Here is a 26,446-nt window from a genome sequence, read left to right on the forward strand (position 1 = left end):
TCTTATGGGGAGCCTTCGCTCCCCTTCACATTTCTGGAGGATCTTATGAAATCAGTGGTGATCCACGCTGAGGGAGACGTGCGCGTTGAAGAACGCCCTATGCCAAAATTAGAAACCGATGATGACGTACTGGTGAAGGTCGTCAGTTCAGGTTTGTGCGGCTCCGATATTCCGCGTATTTTCGCCCACGGGGCGCACTATTATCCTATTACCCTGGGCCATGAATTTAGCGGCTATGTTGAATCCTGCGGCGCAAATATTACCGACCTTGCGCCGGGCGACGCGGTGGCCTGCGTTCCGCTGCTGCCCTGCTTTCACTGTCCTCAGTGCCAGCGGGAGTATTTTTCGCTCTGCAAACAGTATCAGTTTGTCGGATCGCGCAGCGAGGGCGGTAACGCCGAATACGTGGTGGTAAAACGCGCCAATCTGTTCCGCCTGCCTGCCGCTATGCCGATTGACGATGGCGCGTTTATCGAGCCGATCACCGTGGGGCTGCACGCCTTTCATCTGGCGCAGGGCTGCGAAGGGAAAAACGTCATTATTGTCGGTGCCGGAACGATTGGTCTGCTGGCGCTCCAGTGCGCACGTGAACTTGGCGCAAAAAGCGTAACGGCGATCGATATCAATCCGCAGAAGCTGGCGCTGGCAAAAGAACTGGGCGCGAGCCACGTATTCAATAGCCGGGAAATGAGCGGACAGGAGATCCAGACGGCGCTGACGGAGATTCAGTTTGACCAGCTGGTGCTGGAAACCGCAGGTACGCCGCAAACCGTTTCGCTGGCTATCGAAATCGCCGGACCGCGCGCGCAGCTGGCGCTGGTCGGCACGCTGCATCACGATCTGACCCTGACCTCCGCGGTCTTCGGGCAGATCCTGCGCAAAGAGCTGTCGGTGCTGGGAAGCTGGATGAACTATTCCGGTCCGTGGCCTGGCGAAGAGTGGGCAACGGCGGCGCGGCTGCTGAGTGAAAAAAGACTCCAGTTGCAGCCGTTGATAGCCCACACTGGAAATGCTGAAAGTTTCGCCAAAGAAGTCCAGGCGCTCAACGGTGCGCCAATGCAGGGTAAGATTATCCTCAAGCTCGCTTAACCAATACGAGCCAGCAACCTGAGCTGGCTCACACTTACTTTCGAAGATTGGCGTTCACCTTTCACTACCCTTCGATTAAACTAAAGTCAGCTAATCATCAGGCAAATTAACATGAACTCATTTGAGCGAAGGAATAAAATCGTCGATCTGGTTAACTCGCAAGGCAGCGTACTGGTTTTAGATCTTTCAAATACCTTTGGTATTTCTGAAGTCACTATTCGTGCCGATCTGCGTTTACTGGAAGATAAAGGCTTAGTCACCCGCTTTCACGGCGGTGCGGCCAGACCTGACAGCAATTTAACCGACAATGACAATCAGGAAGTCGTTCTTGAAGAGCGTTATCAGCTCGCCAGCGATCCGAAAAAACGTATTGCCCAGGCTGCCGCCGCCATGATTGAAGAAGGGATGACCGTTCTGCTTGATAGTGGCAGCACGACCCTGCTGGTGGCTGAAGCGCTGGCGAAAAACACTAACATCACCGTCATTACCAATAATCTGCCTGCGGCATTTACCCTTTCAGACAACAAAGACATTACCCTGGTCGTATGCGGCGGTACCGTGCGCCATAAAACCCATTCCATGCATGGCACCATCGCGGAGCGTTCGCTACAGGGAATTAGCGCCGATCTGATGTTTGTGGGCGCAGACGGGATAGATGCCACTAACGGGATCACTACGTTTAATGAAGGTTACTCCATCAGCGGCGTCATGGCTGCCGCCGCGCATAAGGTCGTCGCGGTTCTCGACGCCACCAAGTTTAACCGTCGCGGCTTTAACCAGGTCTTACCGATGAAAAAAATTGACTGTGTGATCACCGATGAGAGCATCAGCGCGGAAGATCGTCAGGCGCTGGAACAAACCCATGTTGAACTGAAAGTGGTCTGAATCCCCTGGCCGGGCAGTGATGCCCGGCCAGGGGATTGCTGACAAACTTTCATAGCGGATTACGCTGCACTTATCTGATACACAGCCATCATTCTCCCTGCTGCTCCAGCGCATACTTATACAGCGCATTTTTCTTTACGCCGTGAATTTCGGCGGCCAGCGCTGCCGCTTTCTTCAGCGGCAGCTCGGCCTGTAGCAGCGCCAGCGTGCGCAGGGCATCGGCGGGCAGGTCATCTTCCTGCGCTTTATGGCCTTCGACAATCAGCACCATCTCGCCCTTGCGGCGGTTTTCATCCTCTTTCACCCACGCCAGCAGTTCGCCAACCGGCGCGCCGTAAATGGACTCCCAGGTTTTGGTCAGCTCGCGCGCCAGCACCACGTAGCGGGATTCGCCCAGCACGGTCAAGATATCTTCCAGGCTTTCCAGCAGGCGATGGGTGGACTCGTAAAAAATCAGCGTGCGTGGCTCTTCCTCGATGGCTTTCAGCGCATCGCGACGGCCTTTTGATTTAGCGGGCAGAAACCCTTCGTAGCAGAAGCGATCGGACGGCAGCCCCGCCGCGCTCAACGCGGCGATGGCAGCACACGGACCGGGTAGCGGGACAACGCGAATGCCCGCGTCACGACAGGAGCGCACCAGGTGGTAGCCCGGGTCGTTAATCAGCGGCGTACCGGCATCCGATACCAGCGCGATGTTCTGCCCTTCTTTCAGCTTCGCCACCAGCGTTTCGGCTTTTTGCTGTTCGTTATGATCGTGCAGTGCAAACAACCGGGCGTTAATGGCAAAATGCTGAAGCAGCAAGCCGGTATGGCGTGTGTCTTCCGCCGCAATCAGGTCAACATCCTGCAATACGGCGAGCGCACGTTGTGTGATATCAGCTAAATTACCGATGGGAGTCGGTACAATGTAGAGCTGACCGTGAGAATTATCCGCCGATTGGTGTTGTTTCATTGTTTAGTCCGTATTGCCGATTTAATATTGAGCATCGAATAAAAATATCACTGGATACAGTATGGTACTGTCAACGCTTCTTCGTTCGAAAGCCGCACGCGGCCTGCCAATCATTCTGGCAGCCTTGATTTTCGCTGGTTGTGGCATTCAAACGCCCGATCAGAGCACGGCCCACCTTGAGGGGACGGCGCAGGCTGATTCCGGCTATTACCTGCATCAGATGCAGCAAAGCTCAGATGATAGCAAGACCAACTGGCAATTACTCGCCATTCGTGCCCTGCTGAAGGAAGTTAAGAGTCAGCAGGCAATGGAACTGCTCAATCAGTTACCGCCAAAATTAAGCGATGCTCAGCGTCGTGAGCAGGCGTTACTGACAGCAGAACTGAAGGTAGCGCAGCAGGATTACCCCGGCGCGCAGGCGCTGATGGGGAAAATAAATCCGGCGGATTTAGACAAAAATCAACAGATCCGCTTCTGGCAGGCCGCTATCACCAGCCTTCAGGGACGACCTTCGCTGGAACTGCTGCGTTCGCTGATTGCTCAGGAGCCGCTGCTGGCAGCGAAAGAGAAACAGGCCAATATTGACGCTACCTGGCAGGCGCTCTCCGCCATGACGCCGGAACAGGCGCAGGCACTGGTGATCAATGCTAATGAAAACGTGTTGCAGGGCTGGCTGGATTTACAGCGCGTCTGGTTTGATAACCGCAATGACCCGGACATGATGAAAGCCGGCATTGCCGACTGGCAGAAACGCTACCCGCAAAATCCGGGGGCGAAAATGCTGCCTTCGCAGCTGATGAATGTGCAGAATTTTAAACCCGCGTCCACCAACCGGATTGCTCTGCTGCTGCCATTAAACGGTCAGGCGGCGATTTATGGCCGCACTATCCAGCAAGGGTTTGAAGCCGCGAAAAACGGCGCGACTCAGGTTGACGGAAGCGCAGTGCCGCAGCAGATGGCGCAGGCAGCATCAACGGATAACGGCGTTATCAGCCCGTCCCAGGCGGAAGTTAACGATCTGACCACCGCGCAACAGGCACCGGTACAAGCACCGGGGAATGAAGCCGCGATGCCGGTACAGGCACCGGGCAACGAGGCCGCAGCACCGGTTCAGGCTCCGGCGACGCAAAGCGTGACGCCTGCCGAAACGCCGGCAGCCACCCAGCAGGCTCCGGCACCACAAACACCTGCCGCTGCCGCCACATCGGCTAATCCCTCTGCCGAACTGAAAATCTACGACACCACTTCTCAGCCATTAAGTCAGATTCTGGCGCAGGTCCAGCAGGATGGCGCCAGCATCGTGGTGGGTCCGCTCCTGAAGAACAACGTTGATGAACTGGTAAAGAGCAATACTGCTCTGAATGTGCTGGCGCTTAACCAGCCGGAAGCGGTAGAAAATCGTCCTAATATCTGCTACTTCGCCCTCTCCCCGGAAGACGAGGCTCGCGATGCCGCACGCTTTATCCACCAGCAGGGCAAACAGATGCCTCTGGTGCTGATCCCGCGCAGCGGGCTGGGCGATCGGGTGGCGAATGCGTTTGCTGATGAATGGCAAAAACAAAGCGGCGGCACGGTACTGGAGCAAAAATTTGGCTCTGCATCCGAGCTGCGTGCAGGTATTAACGGCGGTTCCGGCATTGCCTTAACCGGTAGCCCGGTAAGCGCCAGTCAACCGCAGCAGAGCGTGACGGTTGCCGGATTGACTATCCCGGCACCGCCAACGGACGCCGAAATCTCCGGCGGCCGTGTTGATGCAGCGTACATTCTGGCAACGCCGGAAGAAATTGGCTTCATTAAACCGATGATCGCCATGCGCAACGGCAGCCAGAGCGGCGTCACGCTGTACGCCAGTTCACGCAGCGCACAGGGTACAGCTGGCGCGGATTTCCGTCTGGAAATGGAAGGTCTGCAATACAGTGAAATCCCGATGCTGGCGGGCAGTAATCCGGAATTGATGCGACAGGCGCTGGCGGCGGTGCATAATGATTACTCGCTGGCGCGCCTGTATGCCATGGGCGCAGACGCCTGGTCGCTGGCGAATCATTTCTCACAGATGCGTCAGGTTCAGGGTTTTGAACTGAGCGGCAACACCGGCGATCTGACTGCCAGCAGCGATTGTGTGATTAACAGGAAGTTATCATGGCTCAAATACCAACAGGGACAGATTGTTCCGGCGAACTAACCCGTAAACAAATCGGCGACGCGTGGGAGCAGAAAGCGCGCCGCTGGCTTGAAGGCAAAGGACTGCGTTTTATCGCCGCCAACGTAAGGATGCGCGGCGGTGAGATTGATTTGATCATGCGTGACGGGACGGTAACGGTCTTTATCGAAGTCCGTTATCGCCGCAGCGCCTTTTACGGTGGTGCGGCTGCCACCGTCAGCAGAAGCAAGCAACACAAATTATTACAGACTGCCCGCTGGTGGCTCGCCCATCAGAATGGGAGTTTTGATACTGTGGATTGCCGGTTCGATGTGGTAGCCTGCGACGGCAGCCACATTGAATGGCTCCAGAACGCCTTTGGCGAATAAACCTGATAGTTAAGGGATACTGTGCTCGAACGAATTAAAGTGTGCTTCACTGAAAGCATTCAAACTCAGATTGCCGCGGCGGAAGCGCTGCCTGATGCCATTTCCCGCGCGGCCATGACGCTGGTGCAGTCGCTGCTTAACGGCAACAAAATTCTCTGCTGTGGTAATGGCACCTCCGCCGCCAACGCACAGCATTTTGCTGCCAGCATGATCAACCGTTTTGAGACAGAACGTCCGGGTTTACCCGCAATGGCACTAAATACCGATAACGTGGTCTTAACCGCGATTGCTAACGATCGCTTGCATGATGAGATCTACGCCAAGCAGGTTCGGGCGTTGGGCCATGCCGGAGATGTGTTGCTGGCTATTTCAACGCGCGGCAATAGCCGCGATATTGTGAAAGCGGTGGAAGCGGCGGTCACGCGCGATATGACTATCGTTGCCCTGACCGGCTACGACGGCGGCGAGCTGGCCGGACTGCTGGGACCGCAGGATGTCGAAATTCGCATCCCTTCCCATCGCAGCGCGCGCATTCATGAGATGCACATGTTAACGGTCAACTGTTTATGCGATCTGATTGATAATACGCTATTTCCTCACCAGGACGATTAAGGAGTACACATGAAGGCATTTTCGCCCCTCGCAGTCCTTATTTCCGCGCTGCTTTTGCAGGGTTGCGTAGCGGCGGCGGTTGTCGGCACGGCCGCAGTGGGAACCAAAGCGGCGACCGATCCTCGCACCGTGGGCACTCAGGTAGACGATGGAACGCTGGAACTCCGCGTCAACAGCGCGCTGGCTAAAGACGCGCAAATCAAAAAAGAGGCGCGCATTAACGTTACGGCGTATCAGGGCAAGGTTCTGCTGGTTGGTCAGGCACCAAATAGCGACCTCTCCTCACGTGCGAAACAGATCGCCATGGGCGTGGATGGCGCAACGGAAGTGTTTAACGAGATCCGTCAGGGCAGCCCGATTGGTTTAGGGGTCGCGTCTAACGATACGTGGATCACCACTAAGGTCCGCTCACAGCTGCTGGCAAGCGATCAGGTGAAATCCTCTAACGTGAAGGTAACGACCGAAAATGGCGAAGTCTTCCTGATGGGGCTGGTGACGGATACCGAAGCGAAAGCCGCAGCGGATATGGCCAGCCGGGTTAGCGGCGTGAAACACGTCACAACCGCGTTTACGTTTATTAAGTAATAGTGCATTGCATGACGGCCTCGTCGTGAGGCCGTACCTCTCATGCCCGGTGGCGCCTCGCTTGCCGGGCCTACAACAGCGCCAGCCCACCAACCATCATACCGCCCACGGCCACCAGCCCTCCGGTGAGCCACAGCGCCTTCGCCGGAAACGCTTTACGCAGCATCACCAGCGATGGCAGGCTGACGGCAGGCAGCGTCATCAGCAGCGCCAGCGCGGGTGCGGTGCCCATACCGGCCAGCATCATGGTTTGTACAATCGGGATTTCAGCGGCTGTCGGGATCACAAACAGGCAGCCCGCTATTGCCATCGCCGCAACCCAGAAGAAAGTGTTCCCCACCACGCCATCGGCATGTGGAAAAAGCCAGACGCGGGCCGCACCCAGTACCAGCACCGCCAGAATATAAACCGGGATGGTATTCCAGAACAGCGTCCATAGCGCCCGTCCCCAGCGGGAAAAGAAGCTTCCTTCTACCGTGGCATCCGGGAGGGTGACCGTGGTGGTTTGCGCCGTATCTTTCACCAGACGCTGCACCAGCGTGGCGACAATCAGCACTATTGCCAGTCCGGCAACCAGACGCACCAGCGCGAACGGCCAGCCGAGCACAAACCCCATAAACACCAGCGTGGCCGGGTTCAACAGCGGATTACCCATCCAGAATGCCAGTGCGCCGCCCATCGACACCTGCTGGCGGCGCAGCCCGACCGTTACCGGTGCCGCGCAGCAGGAGCACATCATGCCAGGCAGCGAAAAGATCGTCCCCAGCAGCGTCCCCTGAAAACGAGGCTGACCCAGCGTGCGCAGCAGCCAGTTACGTGGGATCAACACCTGTACCAGCGATCCGAGGATCACACCGAGTACGGCGGCTTTCCATACTGCGAGAAAATAGACCAGCGCATAATCCCACGCCGCCTGAAGCGGGCTGGCATCGGCCTGAGCAAGGATAGATTTACCAATACTGTGAGTTTCGGCGGCAGTGAATGCTTTACCGTAATAAGGCTGCCATTTCACATACCAGAGGCCGACAATAACAACGAGAAAAAAAAGTGCAGGCTTCCACCACTGACGTGACAGAGCCGATTGAGATGAAGACTGACCAGTCATAACATTCCCCGGAAAAATTTATGGTTTTAGATAAGCCGTGGCATAGTACGCTGGTCGAAATATTTATGGAAATTATTAATCGTTATTACGCGCCGCAATTTCTCGTAATGCAGATGAAGAAAGAATCGTCACCGGCTCCCCCTTTTCTGCCAGCGCAGTGGCAAGTAAAGCCCGTGCCACATCCCGGGCGCCGATCGATTTCAGGTTACCCGGCAGCAGTTTAAAGAGCGGTGCCAGCAGCGATTCATTCACCCGGTGCTTTTCACGATCGCCCAGCAGCATAGAGGGACGGGCGATGGTCAGGCGCGGCCAGTGCTGGGCCATCAGCGCTTCTTCCATCTTGCCCTTAACCCGATTATAAAAAAACGGTGAGCTGGCACTGGCTCCCATTGCGCTGACTACCAGCATATGTGTTGCGCCCAGGCGTTGCCCCGTCAGTGCGGTATCCACCACCAGCGTATAATCGGCATGAATAAAAGCCTCTTTCGAGCCCGCTTCCCGCCGGGTGGTTCCGAGGCAGCAGAAGACGATATCCACCGGCGTCGTCACCTGCGCCAGCGCATCGGTCAACTGCGGATCGACAGGGTTAAAGACGCCGGAAATATCCTTCAGCGGGCGTCGCGTCGGCGCGGCGATGCCGTCAATGCGTGGTTCCTGGAGTAACATTCGCAGCAGATGATCGCCGACCAGCCCGGTCGCGCCGGTGAGTAAAACCTGACTCATTACGCCCTCCTTCCGATATGCGGATTTGTCCGTGTTGCAATCTCGCGGGTCTGCACCACACTTAACTGTCTACGGTAAGTATTTACCATTTTTAGAGAAATGATCTGAAGCCAGACAACGGAGGAAGTATGGGCAAGAAAATAGCGGTCTTGATCACCGACGAGTTTGAAGATTCAGAATTTACCTCTCCGGCAGAGGCCTACAAAAAGGCCGGGCATGAGGTCATTACTATTGAGAAAGAGGCCGGTAAAACCGTAAAAGGTAAGCAGGGCGAAGCCAATGTGAAAATCGACAAGAGCATTGATGACGTCAGCCCGGAAGAGTTTGATGCGTTGCTGCTACCCGGTGGGCACTCACCGGATTCTCTGCGCGGCGATGACCGCTTTGTCACCTTTACCCGCGAGTTCGTCAACAGCGGCAAACCGGTGTTCGCCATTTGTCACGGTCCACAACTGCTGATTAGTGCGGAAGTTGTGCGTGGTCGTAAACTGACTGCGGTTAAACCGATAGTGATTGACGTGAAAAACGCTGGCGCTGAGTTTTTTGATCAGGAAGTGGTTGTGGATAAAGACCAGCTGGTCACCAGCCGCACGCCGGATGACTTGCCTGCTTTCAACCGCGAATCGCTGCGCCTACTCGGTGCCTGAATCGCGTAGCCAGTAGAGTTTTTTACCAAAGCCCAGCGTGTTATCCGTAAATTTAAGCTCGTCAGGCCGGATCTCCCAGACCGGCGCGGATACCACTCTGGCCACCGGAAAGCGATGGTTATAGCGCGCGCGCATTGCCTCGCTTTCCTTTCCTTCCAGACGCCGAATCGCACCTTTAAACTGCACTCCGCGGATCAGCGCTACGGTTTTCGGCTGTCCATTTATCGTACCGGCAACGGGAGCGCCTGACCCGGTCATCTGTGCATGACGAGTATTATCTTCGCTGAGCAGATAAAACGCGACGTTCTGCGGATCGTATATATAGAAGGCGTTTGCGCACCACAGCTCGCCATCGCGCGCGACACACCAGGTGATAACATGCTGTTTAGCAATCCAGCGACTCATCGTAGCAAGCGTTTCCATGCGGGCTCTCCATTATGTTATGGTGCGCTCACCTTATCATACTGACTATAAACCGTGTGCTGGTATCTCTATCTTATCCGAACGGAAAATAATGCGCTTTACACCGGCATCACTACCGATGTCGCGCGTCGTTTTACGCAGCATCAAACAGGAAAAGGGGCTAAAGCCTTACGGGGGAAAGGTGAGCTTATGCTGGCTTTCTCTGAAGAGGTTGGTGAACGCTCACTTGCATTGCGCCTGGAATACCGGATAAAGCAGCTTACGAAGCGCCAGAAAGAACGCCTCGTCGCCGGAGAAATTTTGTTAAACAGCCTGATTACAGACGATTAAAGTGGTCGTGGTATTCTACCTTTCCGTGCACATTCACCAGCGCATTGTCGGCCAGGCGATGCACCTGAAATGCACTCTCACTGTCAGGCCAGCGGCAGCGTAAATCGTACTGCGACGCGGATTCAAACCCCAGACGACCGTAAAAGGCCGGATCGCCCAGCGTCACCACGGCGGCGTAGCCAAATTCATTCAGGGAATCGAGCCCCTCATACACCAGCTGACGCGCCAGCCCCTGGCCACGGTAGCTTTCATCAACGGCCAACGGTGCCAGCCCTACCCACTGCAAATCTTCACCTTCAACATCAACCGGACTGAACGCCACATAGCCAACCACCTGCCCTTCGTCATCGGTGGCGACCAGGCCCAGGGTGAGAAGACCGTCTTCACGTAAATCGTGGATCAGCCGGGCTTCAGCATCGCGTGCAAAAGCACGACGTAACAGGGCATCGATACCTGGCGCATCAATGGGAATTTCAACGCGAATCAGCATGGTTCACCTACCGATCTGTTTGGGATTTCTGACGGTGTTTTCAGCCCCGCCTCGACAAAGTCCGCCAGTTGCAGCAGCATCGTGCGCAATGCTTTTGGCATCTGCTCCAGTTCGATGGCGTCCATCAGGTTCTTCACATACAGTCCCAGCTCGGTGTCGCCTTCAATAACCAGACGGCGCTGGAAGAAAAGCGTATCGGGATCCTGACGACGCGCGACGATCATCAGCAAATCGCTGGCATCGGCACTAAAGCTGACATCGGCGTCAGCCGTTTCACTGACAATCAGACGCCCGTGGTCAACGGAGGTGTACCATCTGAGGCCGATATCGCGCACCTGAATACTCAGCCAGCGGCCCTCAAGGAACTCCAGCTCCCCATCCGCCAGCGCCTGGTGAAATTGCCAGCGTAGCACCTGTTCCAGCACCTGACGCTTAAGGGCAAAGGGCGTCAGTTTCACTGGCACACTCATCAAAGACGGGCCAAGGTGAACCAGGCGTGAACGCAGTTTATCCAACACGAGCTTTACTCCCTCAATTTAATAATTCCATCATTCTGCCATATCAGATAAACGACATGGCGGCGTAAATCAACAATTACGTTATGAAGACGTTATTATTGGCATCATCAATACGCGATTAACTGCCTCAAATCAAAAATTGTCGCGGTCAGGTTAACTAAAATTCCAGTTCGTTAACAATTTGCGACCCGCAAGGGGTGCAACGTTCAGGAAATTTTATGGAGCTCCTCTGTCCTGCCGGTAATCTCCCGGCGCTTAAGGCGGCTATCGAAAACGGCGCTGACGCGGTCTATATCGGGCTAAAAGATGATACCAATGCCCGCCACTTTGCCGGACTTAACTTTACTGAAAAAAAATTACAGGAAGCCGTAAGCTTCGTACATCAGCATCGCCGCAAGTTGCACATCGCTATTAACACTTTTGCTCACCCGGACGGCTATGCCCGCTGGCAACGTGCGGTGGATATGGCGGCCCAGCTAGGAGCTGACGCGCTGATCCTCGCCGATCTGGCGATGCTTGAGTATGCCGCTGAACGCTATCCGCATATTGAGCGCCACGTCTCAGTCCAGGCATCGGCCACCAATGAAGAGGCAATCCGTTTCTATCACCGCCATTTTGACGTGGCGCGCGTGGTGCTGCCGCGCGTACTTTCTATTCATCAGGTGAAGCAGCTTGCCCGCGTAACGCCGGTTCCGCTGGAAGTGTTTGCCTTCGGCAGCTTGTGCATCATGGCAGAAGGTCGCTGCTACCTCTCCTCTTATTTAACCGGCGAGTCGCCGAATACGGTCGGGGCATGCTCTCCCGCACGCTTTGTCCGCTGGCAGCAAACGCCGCAGGGGCTGGAGTCACGCCTGAATGAAGTGCTAATCGACCGTTACCAGGACGGCGAAAACGCAGGCTATCCCACGTTGTGTAAAGGCCGTTATCTGGTCGACGGTGAGCGCTATCACGCCCTGGAGGAACCAACCAGCCTTAACACGCTGGAACTGCTGCCGGAATTGCTGGCCGCCAATATTGCCTCGGTAAAAATCGAAGGACGCCAGCGCAGCCCGGCTTACGTCAGCCAGGTGACGAAAGTCTGGCGGCAGGCTATCGATCGCTGCATAGCCTCGCCGCAGGATTATGCCCCGCAGCAGGTATGGATGGAGACGCTGGGCGCGATGTCTGAAGGTACGCAGACTACCCTCGGCGCGTATCACCGCAAATGGCAGTAGGAAATCATATGAAATACTCACTCGGACCGGTCCTCTATTACTGGTCAAAAGAGACGCTGGAAGATTTTTACCAGCAGGCCGCCCGCAGCAGCGCCGATACCATCTACCTCGGTGAAGCGGTATGCAGCAAACGCCGGGCCACTAAAGTCGGCGACTGGCTGGAGATGGCAAAATCACTGGCAGGCAGCGGTAAGCAGGTGGTGCTTTCGACACTGGCGCTGGTGCAGGCGTCGTCAGAACTGGGCGAGCTGAAGCGTTACGTCGACAACGGCGATTTTTTGCTGGAAGCCAGCGACCTGGGCGTGGTGAATTTGTGCGCCGAACGTAAGCTACCGTTTGTCGCCGGGCACGCGCTCAATTGCTATAACGCGGTAACGCTGAACCTGTTACTGAAGCAGGGCATGGTGCGCTGGTGTATGCCGGTGGAACTCTCCCGCGACTGGCTGATAAATCTGCTTACCCAGTGCGACGAGCTGGGCATTCGCCAGCAGTTTGAAGTTGAAGTCCTTAGCTATGGTCATCTGCCGCTGGCGTATTCCGCGCGCTGTTTCACCGCACGTTCGGAAGATCGCCCGAAAGATGAGTGTGAAACCTGCTGCATTAAGTACCCTAACGGGCGCAGCGTGCTGTCGCAGGAAAATCAGCAGGTCTTCGTGCTCAACGGCATTCAGACCATGAGCGGCTATGTGTATAACCTCGGCAATGAACTGACGTCGATGAAGGGTCTGGTGGATATGGTCCGCCTGTCACCGCTGGGCACGGAGACGTTTGCCATGCTGGACGCCTTCCGGGCCAATGAAACGGGTGAGGCACCGCTTGCGCTTGCCGCACACAGCGATTGCAATGGCTACTGGAAACGGCTGGCTGGCCTGGAGCTGCACGCGTAAAAAAGCTCACTTTGTTAACAACTATAATCAGATCTTAATGCAGTATTAAAAGATTAACCGGTAACAAAGTGAGCCGTTATGACTGATAAACAGATCCCTTTTTCGGTGCTGGATCTCGCACCGATCCCGCAAGGCTCCTCAGCCAGAGAAGCCTTCTCGCATTCACTGGCGCTGGCACAGCTGGCGGAAAAGCGTGGCTATCATCGCTACTGGCTGGCGGAACACCACAATATGACCGGGATTGCCAGCGCGGCGACCTCGGTATTGATTGGCTATCTGGCGGCCAATACCACGACATTACACCTTGGCTCCGGCGGCGTGATGCTGCCAAATCACTCGCCGCTGGTGATCGCCGAACAGTTCGGCACGCTGAATACGCTCTATCCGGGACGTATTGATTTAGGACTTGGCCGCGCACCGGGTAGCGATCAACCGACCATGCGCGCCCTGCGCCGCCATATGAGCGGCGATATTGATAACTTCCCGCGCGATGTTAACGAGCTGGTAGAGTGGTTTGATGCCCGCGATCCTCACCCGCAGGTGCGTCCGGTTCCGGGCTACGGCGAGAAAATTCCGGTATGGCTGTTAGGCTCCAGCCTGTACAGCGCCCAGCTTGCTGCCCAGCTCGGCCTGCCCTTCGCCTTTGCCTCGCACTTTGCGCCGGATATGCTGTTCCAGGCTCTGCATCTCTATCGCACCAACTTCAAGCCTTCCGCGCGACTGGAGAAACCGTACGCGATGGTGTGCATTAATATTGTCACCGCCGACAGCAATCGCGACGCCGAATTCCTGTTTACCTCAATGCAGCAGGCGTTCGTTAAACTGCGCCGCGGAGAAACCGGCCAGCTTCCGCCGCCGATTGAGAACATGGACACCTTCTGGTCGCCGTCCGAGCAATACGGCGTGCAGCAGGCGCTGAGTATGTCGCTGGTGGGTGATAAAGCGAAGGTCCGTCACGGTCTGCAATCCATCCTGCGCGAAACCGACGCGGACGAGATTATGGTCAACGGCCAGATTTTCGATCATCAGGCGCGCCTGCATTCGTTCGATCTGGCGATGGAAGTGAAGGAAGAATTATTTAATTAATATGGTATTGCCGGTTTTCGACAGTGATTATCGGAAGCCGGTGATTTTTTTCGAAGTAATCATAGCCAGGCTTCAGGGAGCGCCAGAAGGTGTAGTCCGGCCATTTCGCCGCCCGCCGCATATTTTCATCGCTCATGGCGAACGGAAAAATATGTACCGGCACGCTTTGTTGTCCGCTATTTAGCGCCTGCGCCACCAGGGCGTATATTTCCTCAATACCTGCGTCGGTCATCGCATAGCAGCCAGCGGACACGCAGTTGCCGTGCACCATAATAAAACTCCCGGTGTAGCCGTTGGCCCGATCGAAGGCATTGGGATAGCCGATATTAAAGGCCAGATGCTAGCGGCTACGCGGGTTCAGTAAACCTTTGTTGGTGGCGTAAAATCCTTCCGGGCTTTTGCCGTCACCTTCCTTCCGTTTAGGCCCCAGCCCGCCAGACCAGGCGCAAATCGTCCAGGTTTTATACAACTGGTAGGACTTATTTGCGGTACTCGACCATAGCTCCAGTTTATCTTCTGCTTTCAAAATCCTGATAAAAAGACGGTCGCCAGGATGAATTTCTTTCGGCGGTAGCGGCGTCACCGGAGCGGGCTTTTCCTCCGGCAGGAAAACAGCTTCATCCTGCGAGGCTGGCCAGAAAAAGTGAACGCCTGCCGCAATGATTGCGGCACAGAGTACCAACCAGAGTAAGCCGCTGCGTCCCATCTTTTCGTTACCGCCATCGCTAAATGTTCGGCCAGTACTTTACGTTGTATCCCTGACACTGTCTCTTTGAAACTCTCCAGGCTGGAGTCCATTTCTGGACCTAAATTAAGCAACCACGCCTTTTACTATTGCTGATAAGAACCTTAATGCCACCAGAAGACTGACACGATGAATGCACTATCTAACTTACTGGTAAACCGGCAGTAAATTAAAGCTCGACAGAATATGCACCAGCGCATTGCCGACGCCAAACACCAGAATCAATGCAATCATCGGCTTGCCGCCCCAGACGCGAAATTTGGGGCTACCAAAGCGTTTACGCGAGGCGCGCGCCAGCAGCGCCGGGACGATCGCCGCCCAGATGGTTGCCGCCAGTCCGGCATAGCCGATGGCGTACAGGAAACCGTTCGGCCACAGCAGGCCGCCAATCACCGGCGGGATAAACGTCAGCAGCGCGGTTTTAAAGCGTCCGCTGGCCGAGTCGTCAAAGCCAAACAGATCTGCCAGATAGTCAAACAGTCCCAGGGTTACGCCGAGGAAGGAACTGGCGACGGCAAAGTTGGAAAAAATCACCAGCAGCAGATCCAGGCTGCGGCTGTTCAACACGCCGCTCAGCGACTGCACCAGGACATCAATGTTGCCGCCCTTCTGCGCAATGCCGATAAATTCCGCACGCGGGATATTGCCCATCGTCCCCAGCAGCCAGACGGCGTAAAGCGCCAGCGCCAGCAGCGTACCGTAAATCAGGCATTTGGCGATAGTGCGCGGATCCTTGCCGTAGTATTTCATCAGGCTCGGTACGTTGCCATGATAGCCAAAGGAGGCCAGACAAAACGGCAGCGTCATCAGCAGATACGGCGTATAGGAGGCATGACTTTCAGTAACGTTAAACAGCGTGGTCGGCGTGACATGGCCCAGCAGGCTGCCAAAGGTGAGGAAGAACGTAATCACCTTCGCTCCCAGTACAATCGCCGTCATCCGGCTGACCGCTTTTGTGCTCAGCCATACCACAAACGCCACCAGCAGGGCGAAGGCAAAGCCCGCCGCGCGCGCCGGCACGTTCAGAGACATCTCCGCGAAGGTATGATGCAGAATCGAGCCGCTGGCGGAAATATAGGCGTAGGTCAGAATGTACAGCACGAAGGCGATGGAAACGCCGTTCACCACGTTCCAGCCCCTGCCGAGTAAATCTTTGGTAATGGTATCGAAGCTGGAACCAATACGGTAATTCAGGTTCGCTTCAAGGATCATCAGGCCCGAATGCAGCATACAAAACCAGGTAAAGACCAGCGCCGCTAACGACCAAAAGAACCACGCGCCGGACATCACCACCGGCAAAGAGAACATGCCTGCACCAATAATTGTGCCGCCGATGATCACCACGCCGCTAAGTAGCGAGGGTGAAGTTTGTGTGGTCGTAAGCGTAGCCATCTGGTTTTTTCTCCGGTAAAAATCACTTCTCCTGGTGAAGCGTGTTGCACTGTACCAGTACACGAGTACAAATGGAATAAAAAAAGCCCCGGTAGTTAACACCGGGGCTGTACATATTACTTTACGTTATCAGCGTGAATTACGCATCGCCACCGAAACGACGACGGCTGGAAGAGTCATCACGACGCGGGGCTGAATCATCACGGCGCGGCGCGCGACCCTGACCTTCACGACGCTCGCCGCTAAAACGACGGCCTTCCGGACGGGCACCGCCTTCGCGACGCTCGCCACCGAAGCTACGGCCACCTTCACGACGCTCGCCGCCAAAACCACGGCCACCGCCACGACGTTCGCCACCGGTATGCGGCTGAGCATCGCCCAGCAGCTGCATGTTCATCGGCTTGTTCAGGATGCGGGTACGCGTAAAGTGTTGCAGCACTTCACCCGGCATGCCTTTCGGCAGTTCGATGGTGGAGTGAGATGCAAACAGCTTGATGTTACCGATATAACGGCTGCTGATATCGCCTTCGTTAGCAATTGCGCCAACGATATGACGAACTTCAACGCCATCATCACGGCCCACTTCAATGCGGTAAAGCTGCATATCGCCAACGTCACGACGTTCGCGACGCGGACGGTCTTCACCACCGCGCTCCGGACGGTCGCCACGCGGACCACGGTCGTTACGATCGCCACGTGGGGCACGGTCGTCACGGTCACGGAATTCACGACGCGGACGCATCGGTGCATCCGGCGGTACGATCAGAGAACGTTCGCCCTGCGCCATCTTCAGCAGCGCAGCCGCCAGCGTTTCGATGTCCAGCTCTTCGCCTTCTGCAGTCGGCTGGATTTTCGCCAGCAGGCCACGGTACAGATCCAGATCGCTGCTTTCCAGCTGCTGCTGAACTTTTGCGGCGAATTTTTCCAGACGGCGTTTGCCCAGCAGTTCTGCGTTCGGCAGTTCCACTTCCGGAATGGTCAGCTTCATCGTGCGTTCAATGTTGCGCAGCAGACGACGCTCGCGGTTCTCAACGAACAGCAGCGCGCGGCCAGCACGACCCGCACGACCGGTACGGCCGATACGGTGAACGTAAGACTCGGAGTCCATCGGGATGTCGTAGTTAACGACCAGGCTGATACGCTCAACGTCCAGGCCACGGGCCGCAACGTCGGTAGCAATCAGGATATCCAGACGACCGTCTTTCAGACGCTCCAGCGTCTGCTCACGCAGCGCCTGGTTCATGTCACCGTTCAGCGCGGCGCTGTTATAGCCGCTACGCTCCAGCGCTTCAGCCACTTCCAGGGTCGCGTTTTTGGTACGAACGAAGATAATCGCCGCATCAAAATCTTCCGCTTCCAGGAAACGTACCAGCGCTTCGTTTTTACGCATGCCGTACACCGTCCAGTAGCTCTGGCTGATGTCCGGGCGAGTTGTGACGCTGGACTGAATGCGCACTTCCTGCGGCTCGTTCATAAAGCGGCGGGTAATGCGACGAATCGCTTCCGGCATGGTCGCGGAGAACAGCGCGGTCTGATGGTCAGCCGGGATCTGCGCCATGATGGTTTCAACGTCTTCGATGAAGCCCATACGCAGCATTTCATCAGCTTCGTCCAGTACCAGTCCACTCAGGTTGGACAGGTTCAGCGTACCGCGTTTCAGGTGGTCCAGCAGACGACCCGGCGTACCGACGACGATCTGTGGCCCCTGACGCAGGGCGCGCAGCTGCACGTCATAACGCTGGCCGCCGTAAAGGGCTACCACGTTCACGCCGTGCATGTGTTTAGAGAAATCCGTCATTGCTTCAGCAACCTGAACCGCCAGTTCGCGGGTCGGTGCCAGCACCAGAATCTGAGGTGCTTTCAGATCGGAATCAAGATTGTTGAGCAGCGGTAAAGAGAACGCTGCGGTTTTACCGCTACCGGTCTGGGCCATACCCAGAACGTCACGGCCGCCCAGCAGGTGAGGAATACACTCTGCCTGGATCGGAGATGGTTTTTCGTAACCCAGATCGTTAAGGGCTTCAAGGATAGGAGCCTTCAGGCCCAGATCTGCAAAAGTGGTTTCGAATTCAGCCATGTAGTACAAGTGCCTCGATATTAATGGCGGCCAGTCTACATAACTCATCATGAAATTGATCTGCAATTTTCATTGAAAAGTGTGAACCGGCTCAAAGTAGGTGTATTAACGAACAACAACGCCCTCACCCGCAAAGGTGATGGCAATCAAAAAACTCGGGCTAATGTATGTTCGTCAGCTATTGCTGGTCCGATTCTGCCAGGTCATCTTGCTCCTGGCCCAGGAGCGATAATTCCAACAATGCGTATCGGTGCTCAACAAAGTTATGAACGTTGTTAGCCACCGCCAGTTTGAACAGTGCCGTAGCGCTGTCCTTGTCCCCAAGACTTAGGTAATACTTACCTAAATAGAAGTTGGTTTCACTGAGATGCTCAGCGAGCGAGGTGTTATCCGTTGCGTCCGCCTTGAGCCGTCCCATTAACGTGGATTCGCTAATGTCGCCCAGGTAGAACTCGACAATGTTCCATCCCCACTGTTCCTTATCCGATTTCTCGAAGCGCTGTTTCAACGCTTCTTTCGCCCGCTTCTCATCAAGCTTCTGCTCAACGAGATAAAGCCACAGGCTGCGGAAAGGATCATTGGGATCGTCTTGATAAAACGCCAGCAGATCATCTTGCGCTAACTTGTCGCGACCGCCGTAATAGAGGGCGATACCGCGATTCAAGTACGCGTAATTGTAAGTTGGATCAAGCTCAAGTACAGAATCAAACGCTTCATAGGCGGCATCATAACTGCCCGCCTGCGTTAAATATATGCCTAAGTAATTGAATACTTCAGGCATATCCGGTCTTATCGCCAGCGCTTGTGAAAAATCATTTCGCGCTAAGGCCCTCAGACCGAGACTATCATACAACACTCCGCGCTCATATAAAAGCTGTGCGCGTTCGTCATCGGTTAAAGCCCGACTGGCAAGAATTTGTTCCATGCGTGCCAGAATCACTTCTTGCTGTAAAGTCGGTTGCAATGGTACTGCGAGGACTTCACTTTTACGCCAGTTGGAGCTGTTGCATCCAGCAAGCGTAAGAGCTGTTGCCACGAAACACCAGCGCAAAAAAGGCTTCATTTCCCACTCCCGAAGACAACAAAAGGATGAACGTCCCGTTCCCCAGTTGCAAACAAGGCGTCCAGCCAATGAATTAGCCCTCTGCCGCAGCAGAGGGCAATGGCAACCTTACTCGCCTTGTTCAGCAGCCGGAGCTTCCGGTGCATTCGCAGGCTGAGACTGCTCAGTTGCTTCTTTGATGCTCAGACGGATACGGCCCTGGCGGTCAACTTCCAGAACTTTCACCGGGACTTCCTGATTCATTTGCAGATAGTCGGTTACTTTCTCAACGCGCTTGTCAGCGATCTGAGAGATGTGGACCAGACCTTCTTTACCGCCACCGATGGCAACAAAGGCACCGAAGTCAACGATGCGGGTCACTTTACCATTATAGATACGGCCCACTTCGATTTCTGCAGTGATCTCTTCGATACGACGAATAGCAAATTTCGCTTTTTCACCGTCGGTCGCCGCGATTTTCACCGTACCGTCATCTTCGATTTCGATGGTGGTGCCGGTTTCTTCGGTCAGGGCACGGATCACAGAACCGCCTTTACCGATAACATCTTTGATCTTGTCCGGGCTGATTTTGATGGTATGGATACGCGGAGCGAACTGAGAAATATCGCCGCGCGGAGCGTTGATCGCCTGTTCCATCACGCCCAGAATGTGCAGACGCGCACCTTTTGCCTGATTCAGCGCAACCTGCATGATCTCTTTGGTGATACCTTCAATTTTGATATCCATCTGCAGGGCAGAGATACCTTCGCGGGAACCCGCTACTTTGAAGTCCATATCGCCGAGGTGATCTTCGTCGCCCAGAATGTCAGACAGAACCACAAAGTTGTCGCCTTCTTTCACCAGACCCATCGCGATACCCGCAACGGCCGCTTTGATCGGCACGCCTGCGTCCATCAGCGCCAGGGAAGCGCCGCACACGGAAGCCATGGAAGAAGAACCGTTAGATTCGGTGATTTCAGACACTACGCGTACGGTGTACGGGAATTTGTCCATTTCTGGCATAACAGCCAGCACGCCGCGTTTCGCCAGGCGACCGTGACCAATTTCACGACGCTTCGGCGAACCTACCATACCGGTCTCACCGACGGAGTACGGAGGGAAGTTGTAGTGGAACAGGAAGCTGTCAGTACGCTCGCCCATCAGCTCGTCGAGGTTCTGTGCGTCACGTGCCGTACCCAGGGTCGCGGTAACCAGCGCCTGCGTTTCGCCACGGGTAAACAGCGCGGAGCCGTGAGTACGCGGCAGTACGCCAGTACGCACGTCCAGACCACGGATCATGTCTTTTTCACGACCGTCAATACGCGGCTCGCCTGCCAGCACGCGGCTACGAACCACGTTTTTCTCAATGGCGTGCAGGATTTCACCCAGTTCGTTAGCGTCCAGGGTGTCGTCTTCGGCAATCAGGCTGGCGATAGCGTCAGATTTGATGGTATCAACCTGCGCATAACGTTCTTGTTTGTCGGTGATACGGTAAGCGTCGCTCAGGCGGGATTCTGCCAGGGCGGCTACACGTGCGTTCAGCGCTTCGTTTACCGCTTCCGGCTGCCAGTCCCAACGTGGTTTACCCGCTTCTTTCACCAGATCGTTGATCGCCTGAATAACAACCTGCTGCTGCTCGTGGCCGAAAACCACAGCACCCAGCATCTGATCTTCGCTCAGCAGTTCAGCTTCAGATTCAACCATCAGCACAGCGGCTTCGGTACCGGCAACGACCAGATCCAGTTTGCTTTCTTTCAGTTCGTCCTGAGTCGGGTTCAGTACGTACTGGTCATTGATGTAACCTACACGTGCAGCGCCGATTGGGCCGTTGAACGGAATGCCGGACAGAGACAGCGCGGCGGAAGCGCCGATCATCGCCACGATATCCGGGTTAACCTGCGGGTTAACGGAAACGACGGTGGCAATAACCTGAACTTCGTTGACGAAACCTTCCGGGAACAGCGGACGAACCGGGCGGTCAATCAGACGCGCGATCAGGGTTTCGCCTTCGCTCGGACGGCCTTCACGACGGAAGAAGCTGCCAGGGATACGACCAGCAGCGTAGGTACGCTCCTGATAGTTAACAGTTAATGGGAAGAAGTCCTGGCCCGCTTTGGCTTTTTTCTGCCCTACTACGGTCACAAATACTGCGGTGTCATCCATGCTTACCATAACGGCAGCAGTAGCCTGACGCGCCATCATCCCGGTTTCCAGCGTAACGGTATGTTGACCGTACTGGAATTTACGAACGATCGGATTCAGCAAAATAATATCCTTTCTTAATCAGTGGCAGCACACCCACGGTATGCTGTCGTTAACATCCGATCTTCTGCGCATCCTCGCGACTAATGACAACCCTAACCCACTCTACGGGGTGAAGCCTCTCATTAGCCGCGCGAACCTCTGCGACGGAAGATCATTCATAGCAACAATACATTAGTTTCCAGCGAATTGCTGCGTTCCGGTTGAAAAAAGGGGCCCTGAAGGCCCCTTTTCTGAAACTCGCAAGACTTAGCGACGCAGGCCCAGACGCTCGATCAGCGCGGTGTAGCGTGCAACATCTTTACGTTTCAGGTAGTCGAGCAGTTTACGACGCTGAGAAACCATACGCAGCAGACCACGACGGCTGTGGTGATCTTTTTTGTGCTCTGCAAAGTGACCCTGCAGGTGGTTGATCTGTGCGGTCAGCAGTGCAACCTGAACTTCGGTAGAACCACTGTCGTTAGTACCACGACCAAACTCAGAAACGATTTGTGCTTTAGCTTCAACGCTTAGAGACATTATAGAACTCCAGATTTAAAAGAATGAAAGGGTGCCGATCTCTAATTCAGCAACCCCATAGTCATGCCCACTATCTTGTTAAACAATTTAATGGACATTAAGCGGCAATATTCTACTCGCAGCGCCTTGTTATCGCAAGACGGAGCGAGATTATGCCGGATACTCTACAACCAGACGACGGGGCGCAACGCGACCTTCATCATCAATTTCGCCCATCCCGATAAACTGAGCGTCATCACCTTCCGTCACGCGGACGAGACCTTTTAGCGGTGCGCCAGAAGCGCGCACGGGTTGCCCCTGCTTAAAATAGCCGGCGACAACGGCAGGAATATTGACCAGAGGAAAGTCCGAAGCCGGACTATCCATTGGCATCAGCAGCGGATCAAGAAGATCGGCCGCCGGAATAGCTTGCTGTTCAGCCTGCTCTGCCAGCTGGCGCAGATGCTCAAGCGTCACCATCCGCTCTACCGGGTATTTGCTGACGGCCAGCCGACGCAGAAAGATAACGTGTGCGCCGCAGCCCAGCTTTTCACCGAGATCGTCAACGATAGTACGGATGTACGTGCCTTTTGAGCAGTGCACTTCCAGTTCAAGCTCATTACCTTCATGACGAATGAACTGTAGCTCATAAACGGTGATCGGGCGCGCTTCACGCGGAACCTCAATACCTTCACGCGCATATTCGTACAGTTTCCGCCCCTGATATTTCAGCGCCGAGTACATCGACGGCACCTGCTGGATATCGCCGCGAAAAGTGTCCAGCGCGGCATCAAGCTCTGAGGCACTAAACGTCACCGGGCGCTCCTGCACGATCTGACCGTCAGCGTCAGAGGTATCGGTACGCTGGCCCAGGCGGGCAATAACGCGATAGCGCTTGTCGGAATCAAGCAGGTACTGAGAAAACTTGGTTGCTTCGCCGAGGCAAATCGGCAGCATGCCGGTAGCCAGCGGATCGAGCGCGCCGGTATGCCCGGCGCGGTTGGCGTTATAAATCCGCTTTACCTTTTGCAGCACATCGTTGCTGGACATACCCTGCGGTTTATCCAGCAGCAGTACGCCATGAATGTCGCGACCACGACGACGAGGACGACTCATTAGTCCTCCTTGCTATCGTCCGGGTTCACACGACGCTCATCGTCATGTTTAACCACGCTGGTCACCAGGTTGGACATGCGCATCCCTTCAACCAGCGAGTTATCGTAGAAGAAGGTCAGCTCCGGCACGATACGCAGGCGCATCGCTTTACCCAGCAGAGAACGGATGAAACCAGACGCTTCCTGCAACGCTTTGATGCCCGCTTTAATCGCGGCTTCATCTTTGTCGTTCAGGAAAGTCACAAACACTTTGGCATAGGCCAGATCGCGGGACATTTCGACGCCGGATACGGTGGTCATCATGCCCAGACGCGGGTCTTTGATTTCGCGTTGCAGGATGATTGCGATCTCTTTTTGCATCTCCTGCGCCACGCGCTGCGGGCGACCAAATTCTTTCGCCATAATAAACTCTCCAGACAAAAAAGGGGCTATCAGCCCCTTTTGAAATTATTGCCGGGTGGCGCTTCGCTTACCCGGCCTACGCAAAACAATCTTCTCAGTACGGTAGACCCGGTAAAAACAATGTCACCGGGCCTGACGAAGATTATGCGATGGTACGTTGGATCTCGATGATCTCGAACACTTCGATCATATCGCCAACGCGAACGTCGTTATAGTTCTTCACGCCGATACCACATTCCATACCGTTACGGACTTCGTTAACGTCATCTTTGAAGCGGCGCAGGGATTCCAGCTCGCCTTCATAGATAACCACGTTGTCACGCAGGACACGGATCGGGTTGTGACGTTTAATCGTACCTTCGGTAACCATACAGCCCGCGATTGCACCAAATTTCGGTGATTTGAACACGTCGCGTACTTCAGCCAGACCGATGATCTGCTGTTTGAGTTCCGGAGACAGCATACCGCTCATCGCCGCTTTCACTTCGTCGATCAGATTATAGATGACGGAGTAGTAACGCAGATCCAGGCTTTCAGATTCAATCACTTTACGGGCAGAAGCATCGGCACGAACGTTGAAGCCGACCAGGATAGCATTAGATGCCGCAGCCAGGGTCGCGTCAGTTTCGGTAATACCACCTACACCGGAACCAATGATTCTTACTTTCACTTCGTCGGTAGACAGTTTCAGTAAGGAGTCAGAGATTGCTTCTACAGAACCCTGTACGTCAGCCTTCAGCACGATGTTCACTTCGTGAACTTCGCCTTCGGTCATGTTGGCGAACATGTTCTCCAGTTTCGATTTCTGCTGACGAGCCAGTTTAACTTCACGGAATTTGCCCTGACGATACAGTGCAACTTCACGTGCTTTCTTCTCGTCACGCACAACGGTCACTTCATCACCCGCTGCCGGAACGCCGGACAGACCGAGGATTTCCACCGGAATGGACGGACCCGCTTCCAGCACTTCCTGACCGAGTTCGTTACGCATCGCACGAACGCGACCGTATTCGAAACCGCACAGTACGATGTCACCCTTGTTCAGCGTACCTTCACGTACCAGAACCGTTGCAACCGGACCACGACCTTTATCCAGGAAGGATTCAATGACCGCACCGCTCGCCATACCATTACGAATGGCTTTCAGTTCCAGAACTTCAGCCTGCAGCAGGATAGCGTTCAGCAGATCGTCAATACCGGTACCCGCTTTCGCAGACACTGGAATGAACTGCGCTTCGCCGCCCCACTCTTCCGGCATAACGCCGTACTGAGACAGTTCGTTTTTAACGCGATCGAGATCGGCTTCAGGCTTATCGATTTTGTTCACGGCAACCACCAGAGGCACCTGCGCCGCTTTCGCGTGCTGGATAGCTTCAATGGTCTGCGGCATCACGCCGTCGTCTGCTGCAACCACCAGAACAACGATATCCGTTGCCTGCGCACCACGAGCACGCATGGAGGTAAACGCGGCGTGGCCCGGGGTATCCAGGAAGGTGATCATCCCGTTGTCGGTTTCAACGTGGTAAGCACCGATATGCTGGGTAATGCCACCCGCTTCGCCAGAGGCCACTTTCGTTGAACGAATGTAGTCAAGCAGCGAGGTTTTACCGTGGTCAACGTGACCCATGATGGTCACAACCGGTGCGCGCGGTTCAGCCGCAGCGCCGGTATCACGGTCGCTCATTACCGCTTCTTCCAGTTCGTTTTCACGACGCAGGATCACTTTGTGGCCCATTTCTTCAGCCACCAGCTGTGCAGTTTCCTGATCGATAACCTGGTTGATGGTGGCCATTGCACCCAGTTTCATCATCGCTTTGATGACCTGAGAACCTTTGACCGCCATTTTGTTAGCCAGATCGCCAACGGTAATGGTTTCGCCAATCACAACGTCGCGGTTAACGGCCTGAGCCGGCTTCTGGAAGCCCTGCTGCAGAGAAGAACCTTTACGGTTTTTGCCACCTTTACCACCGCGAACCGCTGCACGCGCTTCTTCACGATCGGCTTTGGATTCGGCATGCTTGTTGCCTTTTTTAGCCGGGCGCGCCGCTTTCGCAGTACGTGTGCGGCTACGGCCACCTTCAACTTCACGGTCATTGTCATCTTCAGCCTGACGAGCATGCTGAGAGGTAGTCACGTGATAGTCGCTGGAGTCCTCAGGAACTTCAGTTACCTGAACACCGTTTTTCTCGTTTTCTTCAGCCATACGACGAGCTTCTTCAGCTACGCGACGCGCTTCTTCTTCCAGCTTACGACGAGCTTCTTCTTCAGCTTTACGCTTCAGTTCCGCAGCTTCGTTCTCACGACGGGCTTTTTCAGCCTGGGCAGTTTTAGTCATATCGTCTTGTTGATTGCTCACTTTGTCTTTTTCCGCAGCTTCACGTTTCGCTTTGTCAGCGGCTTCACGCTTAGCTTGTTCTGCGGCCTCGCGCTCAGCTTTCAATTGCGCCTCGCGTTTGGCTGCTTCTTCAGCCTCACGCTGGGCTTGCTCTTCCGCTTCACGCTGCGCCTGCTCTTCCGCTGCGAGACGTTCTGCCTCTTGCGGGTCACGTTTCACAAAGGTGCGCTTCTTGCGGACTTCGATTTGTACCGATTTACTTTTCCCACCGGTACCGGGAATGTTTAAAGTACTGCGCGTTTTACGCTGCAATGTCAACTTGTCCGGGCCTGCACCCTGGTCACGGCTCAGGTGGGCCTGTAAGGTTTGTCTTTCTTGTGCGGACACAGAGTCTTCAACAGACTTCCGGATCCCTGCATCAGCGAATTGCTGTACCAGGCGATCCACGGAAATCTGTTTCTCTGCGGCCAGCGCTTTTAAAGTTACATCTGTCATGCTGTTCC

The 26,446-nt window shown here is 55.0% G+C and carries 26 protein-coding genes and 1 pseudogene; 11 read left to right on the forward strand and 16 right to left on the reverse strand.

Annotated features, from left to right (window positions below; genetic code table 11):
- Nucleotides 1-45: 45 nt before the first annotated feature.
- Both gatD and P0H77_RS19900 read left to right on the forward strand, forming a co-directional pair.
- Nucleotides 46-1,089, forward strand: coding sequence for a galactitol-1-phosphate 5-dehydrogenase (gatD, locus tag P0H77_RS19895; RefSeq protein WP_276158929.1), 1,044 nt, complete (start codon nt 46-48; stop codon nt 1,087-1,089).
- 111 nt (nt 1,090-1,200) lie between these two features.
- Nucleotides 1,201-1,974 carry a DeoR/GlpR family DNA-binding transcription regulator gene (locus P0H77_RS19900; RefSeq protein WP_276158930.1) on the forward strand — a complete coding sequence of 258 codons (774 nt, stop codon included), beginning with the start codon at nt 1,201-1,203 and terminating at the stop codon, nt 1,972-1,974.
- A gap of 88 nt (nt 1,975-2,062) precedes the next feature.
- Here P0H77_RS19900 and rsmI read toward each other — a convergent pair whose 3' ends face one another.
- Nucleotides 2,063-2,926, reverse strand: coding sequence for a 16S rRNA (cytidine(1402)-2'-O)-methyltransferase (gene rsmI / locus P0H77_RS19905; RefSeq protein WP_276158931.1), 864 nt, complete (start codon nt 2,924-2,926; stop codon nt 2,063-2,065).
- A 61-nt stretch (nt 2,927-2,987) separates the two neighbouring features.
- Between rsmI and P0H77_RS19910 the strand changes: the two genes are divergently transcribed.
- The 4 genes from P0H77_RS19910 to dolP are packed head-to-tail and all read left to right on the forward strand — an operon-like array spanning nt 2,988 to nt 6,652.
- Nucleotides 2,988-5,108, forward strand: coding sequence for a penicillin-binding protein activator (locus P0H77_RS19910; protein ID WP_276158932.1), 2,121 nt, complete (start codon nt 2,988-2,990; stop codon nt 5,106-5,108).
- Nucleotides 5,066-5,455, forward strand: coding sequence for a YraN family protein (locus P0H77_RS19915; RefSeq protein WP_276158933.1), 390 nt, complete (start codon nt 5,066-5,068; stop codon nt 5,453-5,455). Before P0H77_RS19910 ends, P0H77_RS19915 begins: the two co-directional genes overlap by 43 nt.
- 21 nt (nt 5,456-5,476) lie before the next feature.
- Nucleotides 5,477-6,067: a DnaA initiator-associating protein DiaA gene (gene diaA / locus P0H77_RS19920; RefSeq protein WP_103676689.1), complete on the forward strand. Its 591-nt coding sequence runs from the start codon at nt 5,477-5,479 to the stop codon at nt 6,065-6,067.
- 9 nt (nt 6,068-6,076) lie between these two features.
- Entirely contained in the window at nt 6,077-6,652 is a 576-nt protein-coding gene (dolP, locus tag P0H77_RS19925; protein WP_276158934.1) for a division/outer membrane stress-associated lipid-binding lipoprotein, read from the forward strand.
- A 70-nt stretch (nt 6,653-6,722) separates the two neighbouring features.
- On the opposite strand, the gene P0H77_RS19930 is transcribed toward dolP, so the two are convergent.
- Both P0H77_RS19930 and P0H77_RS19935 read right to left on the reverse strand, forming a co-directional pair.
- Nucleotides 6,723-7,757, reverse strand: coding sequence for a permease (locus P0H77_RS19930; protein WP_276158935.1), 1,035 nt, complete (start codon nt 7,755-7,757; stop codon nt 6,723-6,725).
- A 75-nt stretch (nt 7,758-7,832) separates the two neighbouring features.
- Nucleotides 7,833-8,480, reverse strand: a complete 648-nt coding sequence (locus tag P0H77_RS19935; protein ID WP_276158936.1) for an NAD(P)H-binding protein — start codon at nt 8,478-8,480, stop codon at nt 7,833-7,835.
- A 128-nt stretch (nt 8,481-8,608) separates the two neighbouring features.
- On the opposite strand from P0H77_RS19935, the gene P0H77_RS19940 reads away from it, so the two are divergent.
- Nucleotides 8,609-9,127: a type 1 glutamine amidotransferase domain-containing protein gene (locus P0H77_RS19940; protein WP_276158937.1), complete on the forward strand. Its 519-nt coding sequence runs from the start codon at nt 8,609-8,611 to the stop codon at nt 9,125-9,127.
- Here P0H77_RS19940 and P0H77_RS19945 read toward each other — a convergent pair.
- Complete coding sequence (locus tag P0H77_RS19945; protein WP_276158938.1) at nt 9,113-9,550, reverse strand: YhbP family protein; 438 nt, start codon at nt 9,548-9,550, stop codon at nt 9,113-9,115. The two genes, P0H77_RS19940 and P0H77_RS19945, sit on opposite strands and share 15 nt — an antisense overlap.
- 54 nt (nt 9,551-9,604) lie before the next feature.
- Between P0H77_RS19945 and P0H77_RS19950 the strand changes: the two genes are divergently transcribed.
- A complete protein-coding gene (locus P0H77_RS19950; protein ID WP_276158939.1) occupies nt 9,605-9,880 on the forward strand; it encodes a GIY-YIG nuclease family protein in 276 nt (91 codons plus the stop codon).
- On the opposite strand, the gene P0H77_RS19955 is transcribed toward P0H77_RS19950, so the two are convergent.
- Complete coding sequence (locus P0H77_RS19955; protein WP_276158940.1) at nt 9,867-10,370, reverse strand: N-acetyltransferase; 504 nt, start codon at nt 10,368-10,370, stop codon at nt 9,867-9,869. The two genes, P0H77_RS19950 and P0H77_RS19955, sit on opposite strands and share 14 nt — an antisense overlap.
- Nucleotides 10,364-10,888 carry an SCP2 domain-containing protein gene (locus tag P0H77_RS19960; protein WP_276158941.1) on the reverse strand — a complete coding sequence of 175 codons (525 nt, stop codon included), beginning with the start codon at nt 10,886-10,888 and terminating at the stop codon, nt 10,364-10,366. The genes P0H77_RS19955 and P0H77_RS19960 overlap by 7 nt, the downstream gene beginning before the upstream one ends.
- 218 nt (nt 10,889-11,106) lie before the next feature.
- Here P0H77_RS19960 and P0H77_RS19965 point away from each other — a divergent pair, with 218 nt between their 5' ends.
- The 3 genes from P0H77_RS19965 (at nt 11,107) to P0H77_RS19975 (ending at nt 14,075) form a co-directional block, all read left to right on the forward strand.
- Nucleotides 11,107-12,102 carry a peptidase U32 family protein gene (locus tag P0H77_RS19965; RefSeq protein WP_276158942.1) on the forward strand — a complete coding sequence of 332 codons (996 nt, stop codon included), beginning with the start codon at nt 11,107-11,109 and terminating at the stop codon, nt 12,100-12,102.
- Complete coding sequence (locus tag P0H77_RS19970; protein WP_276158943.1) at nt 12,093-12,989, forward strand: U32 family peptidase; 897 nt, start codon at nt 12,093-12,095, stop codon at nt 12,987-12,989. The genes P0H77_RS19965 and P0H77_RS19970 overlap by 10 nt, the downstream gene beginning before the upstream one ends.
- Nucleotides 12,990-13,067: 78 nt before the next feature.
- On the forward strand, nt 13,068-14,075 hold the full coding sequence (locus tag P0H77_RS19975; protein WP_276158944.1) for a luciferase-like monooxygenase: 1,008 nt from the start codon (nt 13,068-13,070) through the stop codon (nt 14,073-14,075).
- Here P0H77_RS19975 and P0H77_RS19980 read toward each other — a convergent pair.
- From P0H77_RS19980 to infB, 10 genes and pseudogenes are all read right to left on the reverse strand, one after another.
- Nucleotides 14,068-14,781: pseudogene (locus P0H77_RS19980) on the reverse strand (murein L,D-transpeptidase family protein). The gene P0H77_RS19975 and the pseudogene P0H77_RS19980 overlap by 8 nt on opposite strands.
- 186 nt (nt 14,782-14,967) lie before the next feature.
- Entirely contained in the window at nt 14,968-16,212 is a 1,245-nt protein-coding gene (gene mtr / locus P0H77_RS19985) for a tryptophan permease (RefSeq protein ID WP_276158945.1), read from the reverse strand.
- 139 nt (nt 16,213-16,351) lie between these two features.
- Nucleotides 16,352-18,289, reverse strand: coding sequence for a DEAD/DEAH family ATP-dependent RNA helicase (locus tag P0H77_RS19990; protein ID WP_276158946.1), 1,938 nt, complete (start codon nt 18,287-18,289; stop codon nt 16,352-16,354).
- Nucleotides 18,282-18,362: a protein YrbN gene (gene yrbN, locus P0H77_RS19995; RefSeq protein WP_100249910.1), complete on the reverse strand. Its 81-nt coding sequence runs from the start codon at nt 18,360-18,362 to the stop codon at nt 18,282-18,284. The genes P0H77_RS19990 and yrbN overlap by 8 nt, the downstream gene beginning before the upstream one ends.
- A gap of 105 nt (nt 18,363-18,467) precedes the next feature.
- A complete protein-coding gene (gene nlpI, locus P0H77_RS20000; protein ID WP_276158947.1) occupies nt 18,468-19,352 on the reverse strand; it encodes a lipoprotein NlpI in 885 nt (294 codons plus the stop codon).
- Nucleotides 19,353-19,460: 108 nt separating this feature from the next.
- Nucleotides 19,461-21,596, reverse strand: coding sequence for a polyribonucleotide nucleotidyltransferase (gene pnp, locus P0H77_RS20005; RefSeq protein WP_276158948.1), 2,136 nt, complete (start codon nt 21,594-21,596; stop codon nt 19,461-19,463).
- Between the two features lie 246 nt (nt 21,597-21,842).
- Complete coding sequence (gene rpsO / locus P0H77_RS20010) at nt 21,843-22,112, reverse strand: 30S ribosomal protein S15 (RefSeq protein WP_176920761.1); 270 nt, start codon at nt 22,110-22,112, stop codon at nt 21,843-21,845.
- A 150-nt stretch (nt 22,113-22,262) separates the two neighbouring features.
- Nucleotides 22,263-23,207 (reverse strand): tRNA pseudouridine(55) synthase TruB, encoded by a 945-nt coding sequence (gene truB, locus P0H77_RS20015; RefSeq protein ID WP_276158949.1) that lies wholly within the window; start codon nt 23,205-23,207, stop codon nt 22,263-22,265.
- Nucleotides 23,207-23,608, reverse strand: a complete 402-nt coding sequence (gene rbfA, locus P0H77_RS20020; protein WP_276158950.1) for a 30S ribosome-binding factor RbfA — start codon at nt 23,606-23,608, stop codon at nt 23,207-23,209. Before rbfA ends, truB begins: the two co-directional genes overlap by 1 nt.
- Before the next feature lie 142 nt (nt 23,609-23,750).
- Nucleotides 23,751-26,438 (reverse strand): translation initiation factor IF-2, encoded by a 2,688-nt coding sequence (gene infB, locus P0H77_RS20025; RefSeq protein ID WP_276158951.1) that lies wholly within the window; start codon nt 26,436-26,438, stop codon nt 23,751-23,753.
- Nucleotides 26,439-26,446 lie beyond the last annotated feature (8 nt).

Origin of the sequence: Superficieibacter sp. HKU1, assembly GCF_029319185.1 — a bacterium.
Lineage (GTDB): Bacteria > Pseudomonadota > Gammaproteobacteria > Enterobacterales > Enterobacteriaceae > Superficieibacter.

Bases quoted from the DNA above. Each gene is read 5' to 3' on its own strand.
- gatD (WP_276158929.1), top strand. From the start codon at position 46: ATGAAATCAGTGGTGATCCACGCTGAGGGAGACGTGCGCGTTGAAGAA.
- P0H77_RS19900 (WP_276158930.1), top strand. From the start codon at position 1,201: ATGAACTCATTTGAGCGAAGGAATAAAATCGTCGATCTGGTTAACTCG.
- rsmI (WP_276158931.1), bottom strand. From the start codon at position 2,926: ATGAAACAACACCAATCGGCGGATAATTCTCACGGTCAGCTCTACATT.
- P0H77_RS19910 (WP_276158932.1), top strand. From the start codon at position 2,988: ATGGTACTGTCAACGCTTCTTCGTTCGAAAGCCGCACGCGGCCTGCCA.
- P0H77_RS19915 (WP_276158933.1), top strand. From the start codon at position 5,066: ATGGCTCAAATACCAACAGGGACAGATTGTTCCGGCGAACTAACCCGT.
- dolP (WP_276158934.1), top strand. From the start codon at position 6,077: ATGAAGGCATTTTCGCCCCTCGCAGTCCTTATTTCCGCGCTGCTTTTG.
- P0H77_RS19930 (WP_276158935.1), bottom strand. From the start codon at position 7,757: ATGACTGGTCAGTCTTCATCTCAATCGGCTCTGTCACGTCAGTGGTGG.
- P0H77_RS19935 (WP_276158936.1), bottom strand. From the start codon at position 8,480: ATGAGTCAGGTTTTACTCACCGGCGCGACCGGGCTGGTCGGCGATCAT.
- P0H77_RS19940 (WP_276158937.1), top strand. From the start codon at position 8,609: ATGGGCAAGAAAATAGCGGTCTTGATCACCGACGAGTTTGAAGATTCA.
- P0H77_RS19945 (WP_276158938.1), bottom strand. From the start codon at position 9,550: ATGGAAACGCTTGCTACGATGAGTCGCTGGATTGCTAAACAGCATGTT.
- P0H77_RS19955 (WP_276158940.1), bottom strand. From the start codon at position 10,370: ATGCTGATTCGCGTTGAAATTCCCATTGATGCGCCAGGTATCGATGCC.
- P0H77_RS19965 (WP_276158942.1), top strand. From the start codon at position 11,107: ATGGAGCTCCTCTGTCCTGCCGGTAATCTCCCGGCGCTTAAGGCGGCT.
- P0H77_RS19970 (WP_276158943.1), top strand. From the start codon at position 12,093: ATGGCAGTAGGAAATCATATGAAATACTCACTCGGACCGGTCCTCTAT.
- P0H77_RS19975 (WP_276158944.1), top strand. From the start codon at position 13,068: ATGACTGATAAACAGATCCCTTTTTCGGTGCTGGATCTCGCACCGATC.
- mtr (WP_276158945.1), bottom strand. From the start codon at position 16,212: ATGGCTACGCTTACGACCACACAAACTTCACCCTCGCTACTTAGCGGC.
- P0H77_RS19990 (WP_276158946.1), bottom strand. From the start codon at position 18,289: ATGGCTGAATTCGAAACCACTTTTGCAGATCTGGGCCTGAAGGCTCCT.
- yrbN (WP_100249910.1), bottom strand. From the start codon at position 18,362: ATGAAAATTGCAGATCAATTTCATGATGAGTTATGTAGACTGGCCGCC.
- nlpI (WP_276158947.1), bottom strand. From the start codon at position 19,352: ATGAAGCCTTTTTTGCGCTGGTGTTTCGTGGCAACAGCTCTTACGCTT.
- rpsO (WP_176920761.1), bottom strand. From the start codon at position 22,112: ATGTCTCTAAGCGTTGAAGCTAAAGCACAAATCGTTTCTGAGTTTGGT.
- truB (WP_276158949.1), bottom strand. From the start codon at position 23,207: ATGAGTCGTCCTCGTCGTCGTGGTCGCGACATTCATGGCGTACTGCTG.
- rbfA (WP_276158950.1), bottom strand. From the start codon at position 23,608: ATGGCGAAAGAATTTGGTCGCCCGCAGCGCGTGGCGCAGGAGATGCAA.
- infB (WP_276158951.1), bottom strand. From the start codon at position 26,438: ATGACAGATGTAACTTTAAAAGCGCTGGCCGCAGAGAAACAGATTTCC.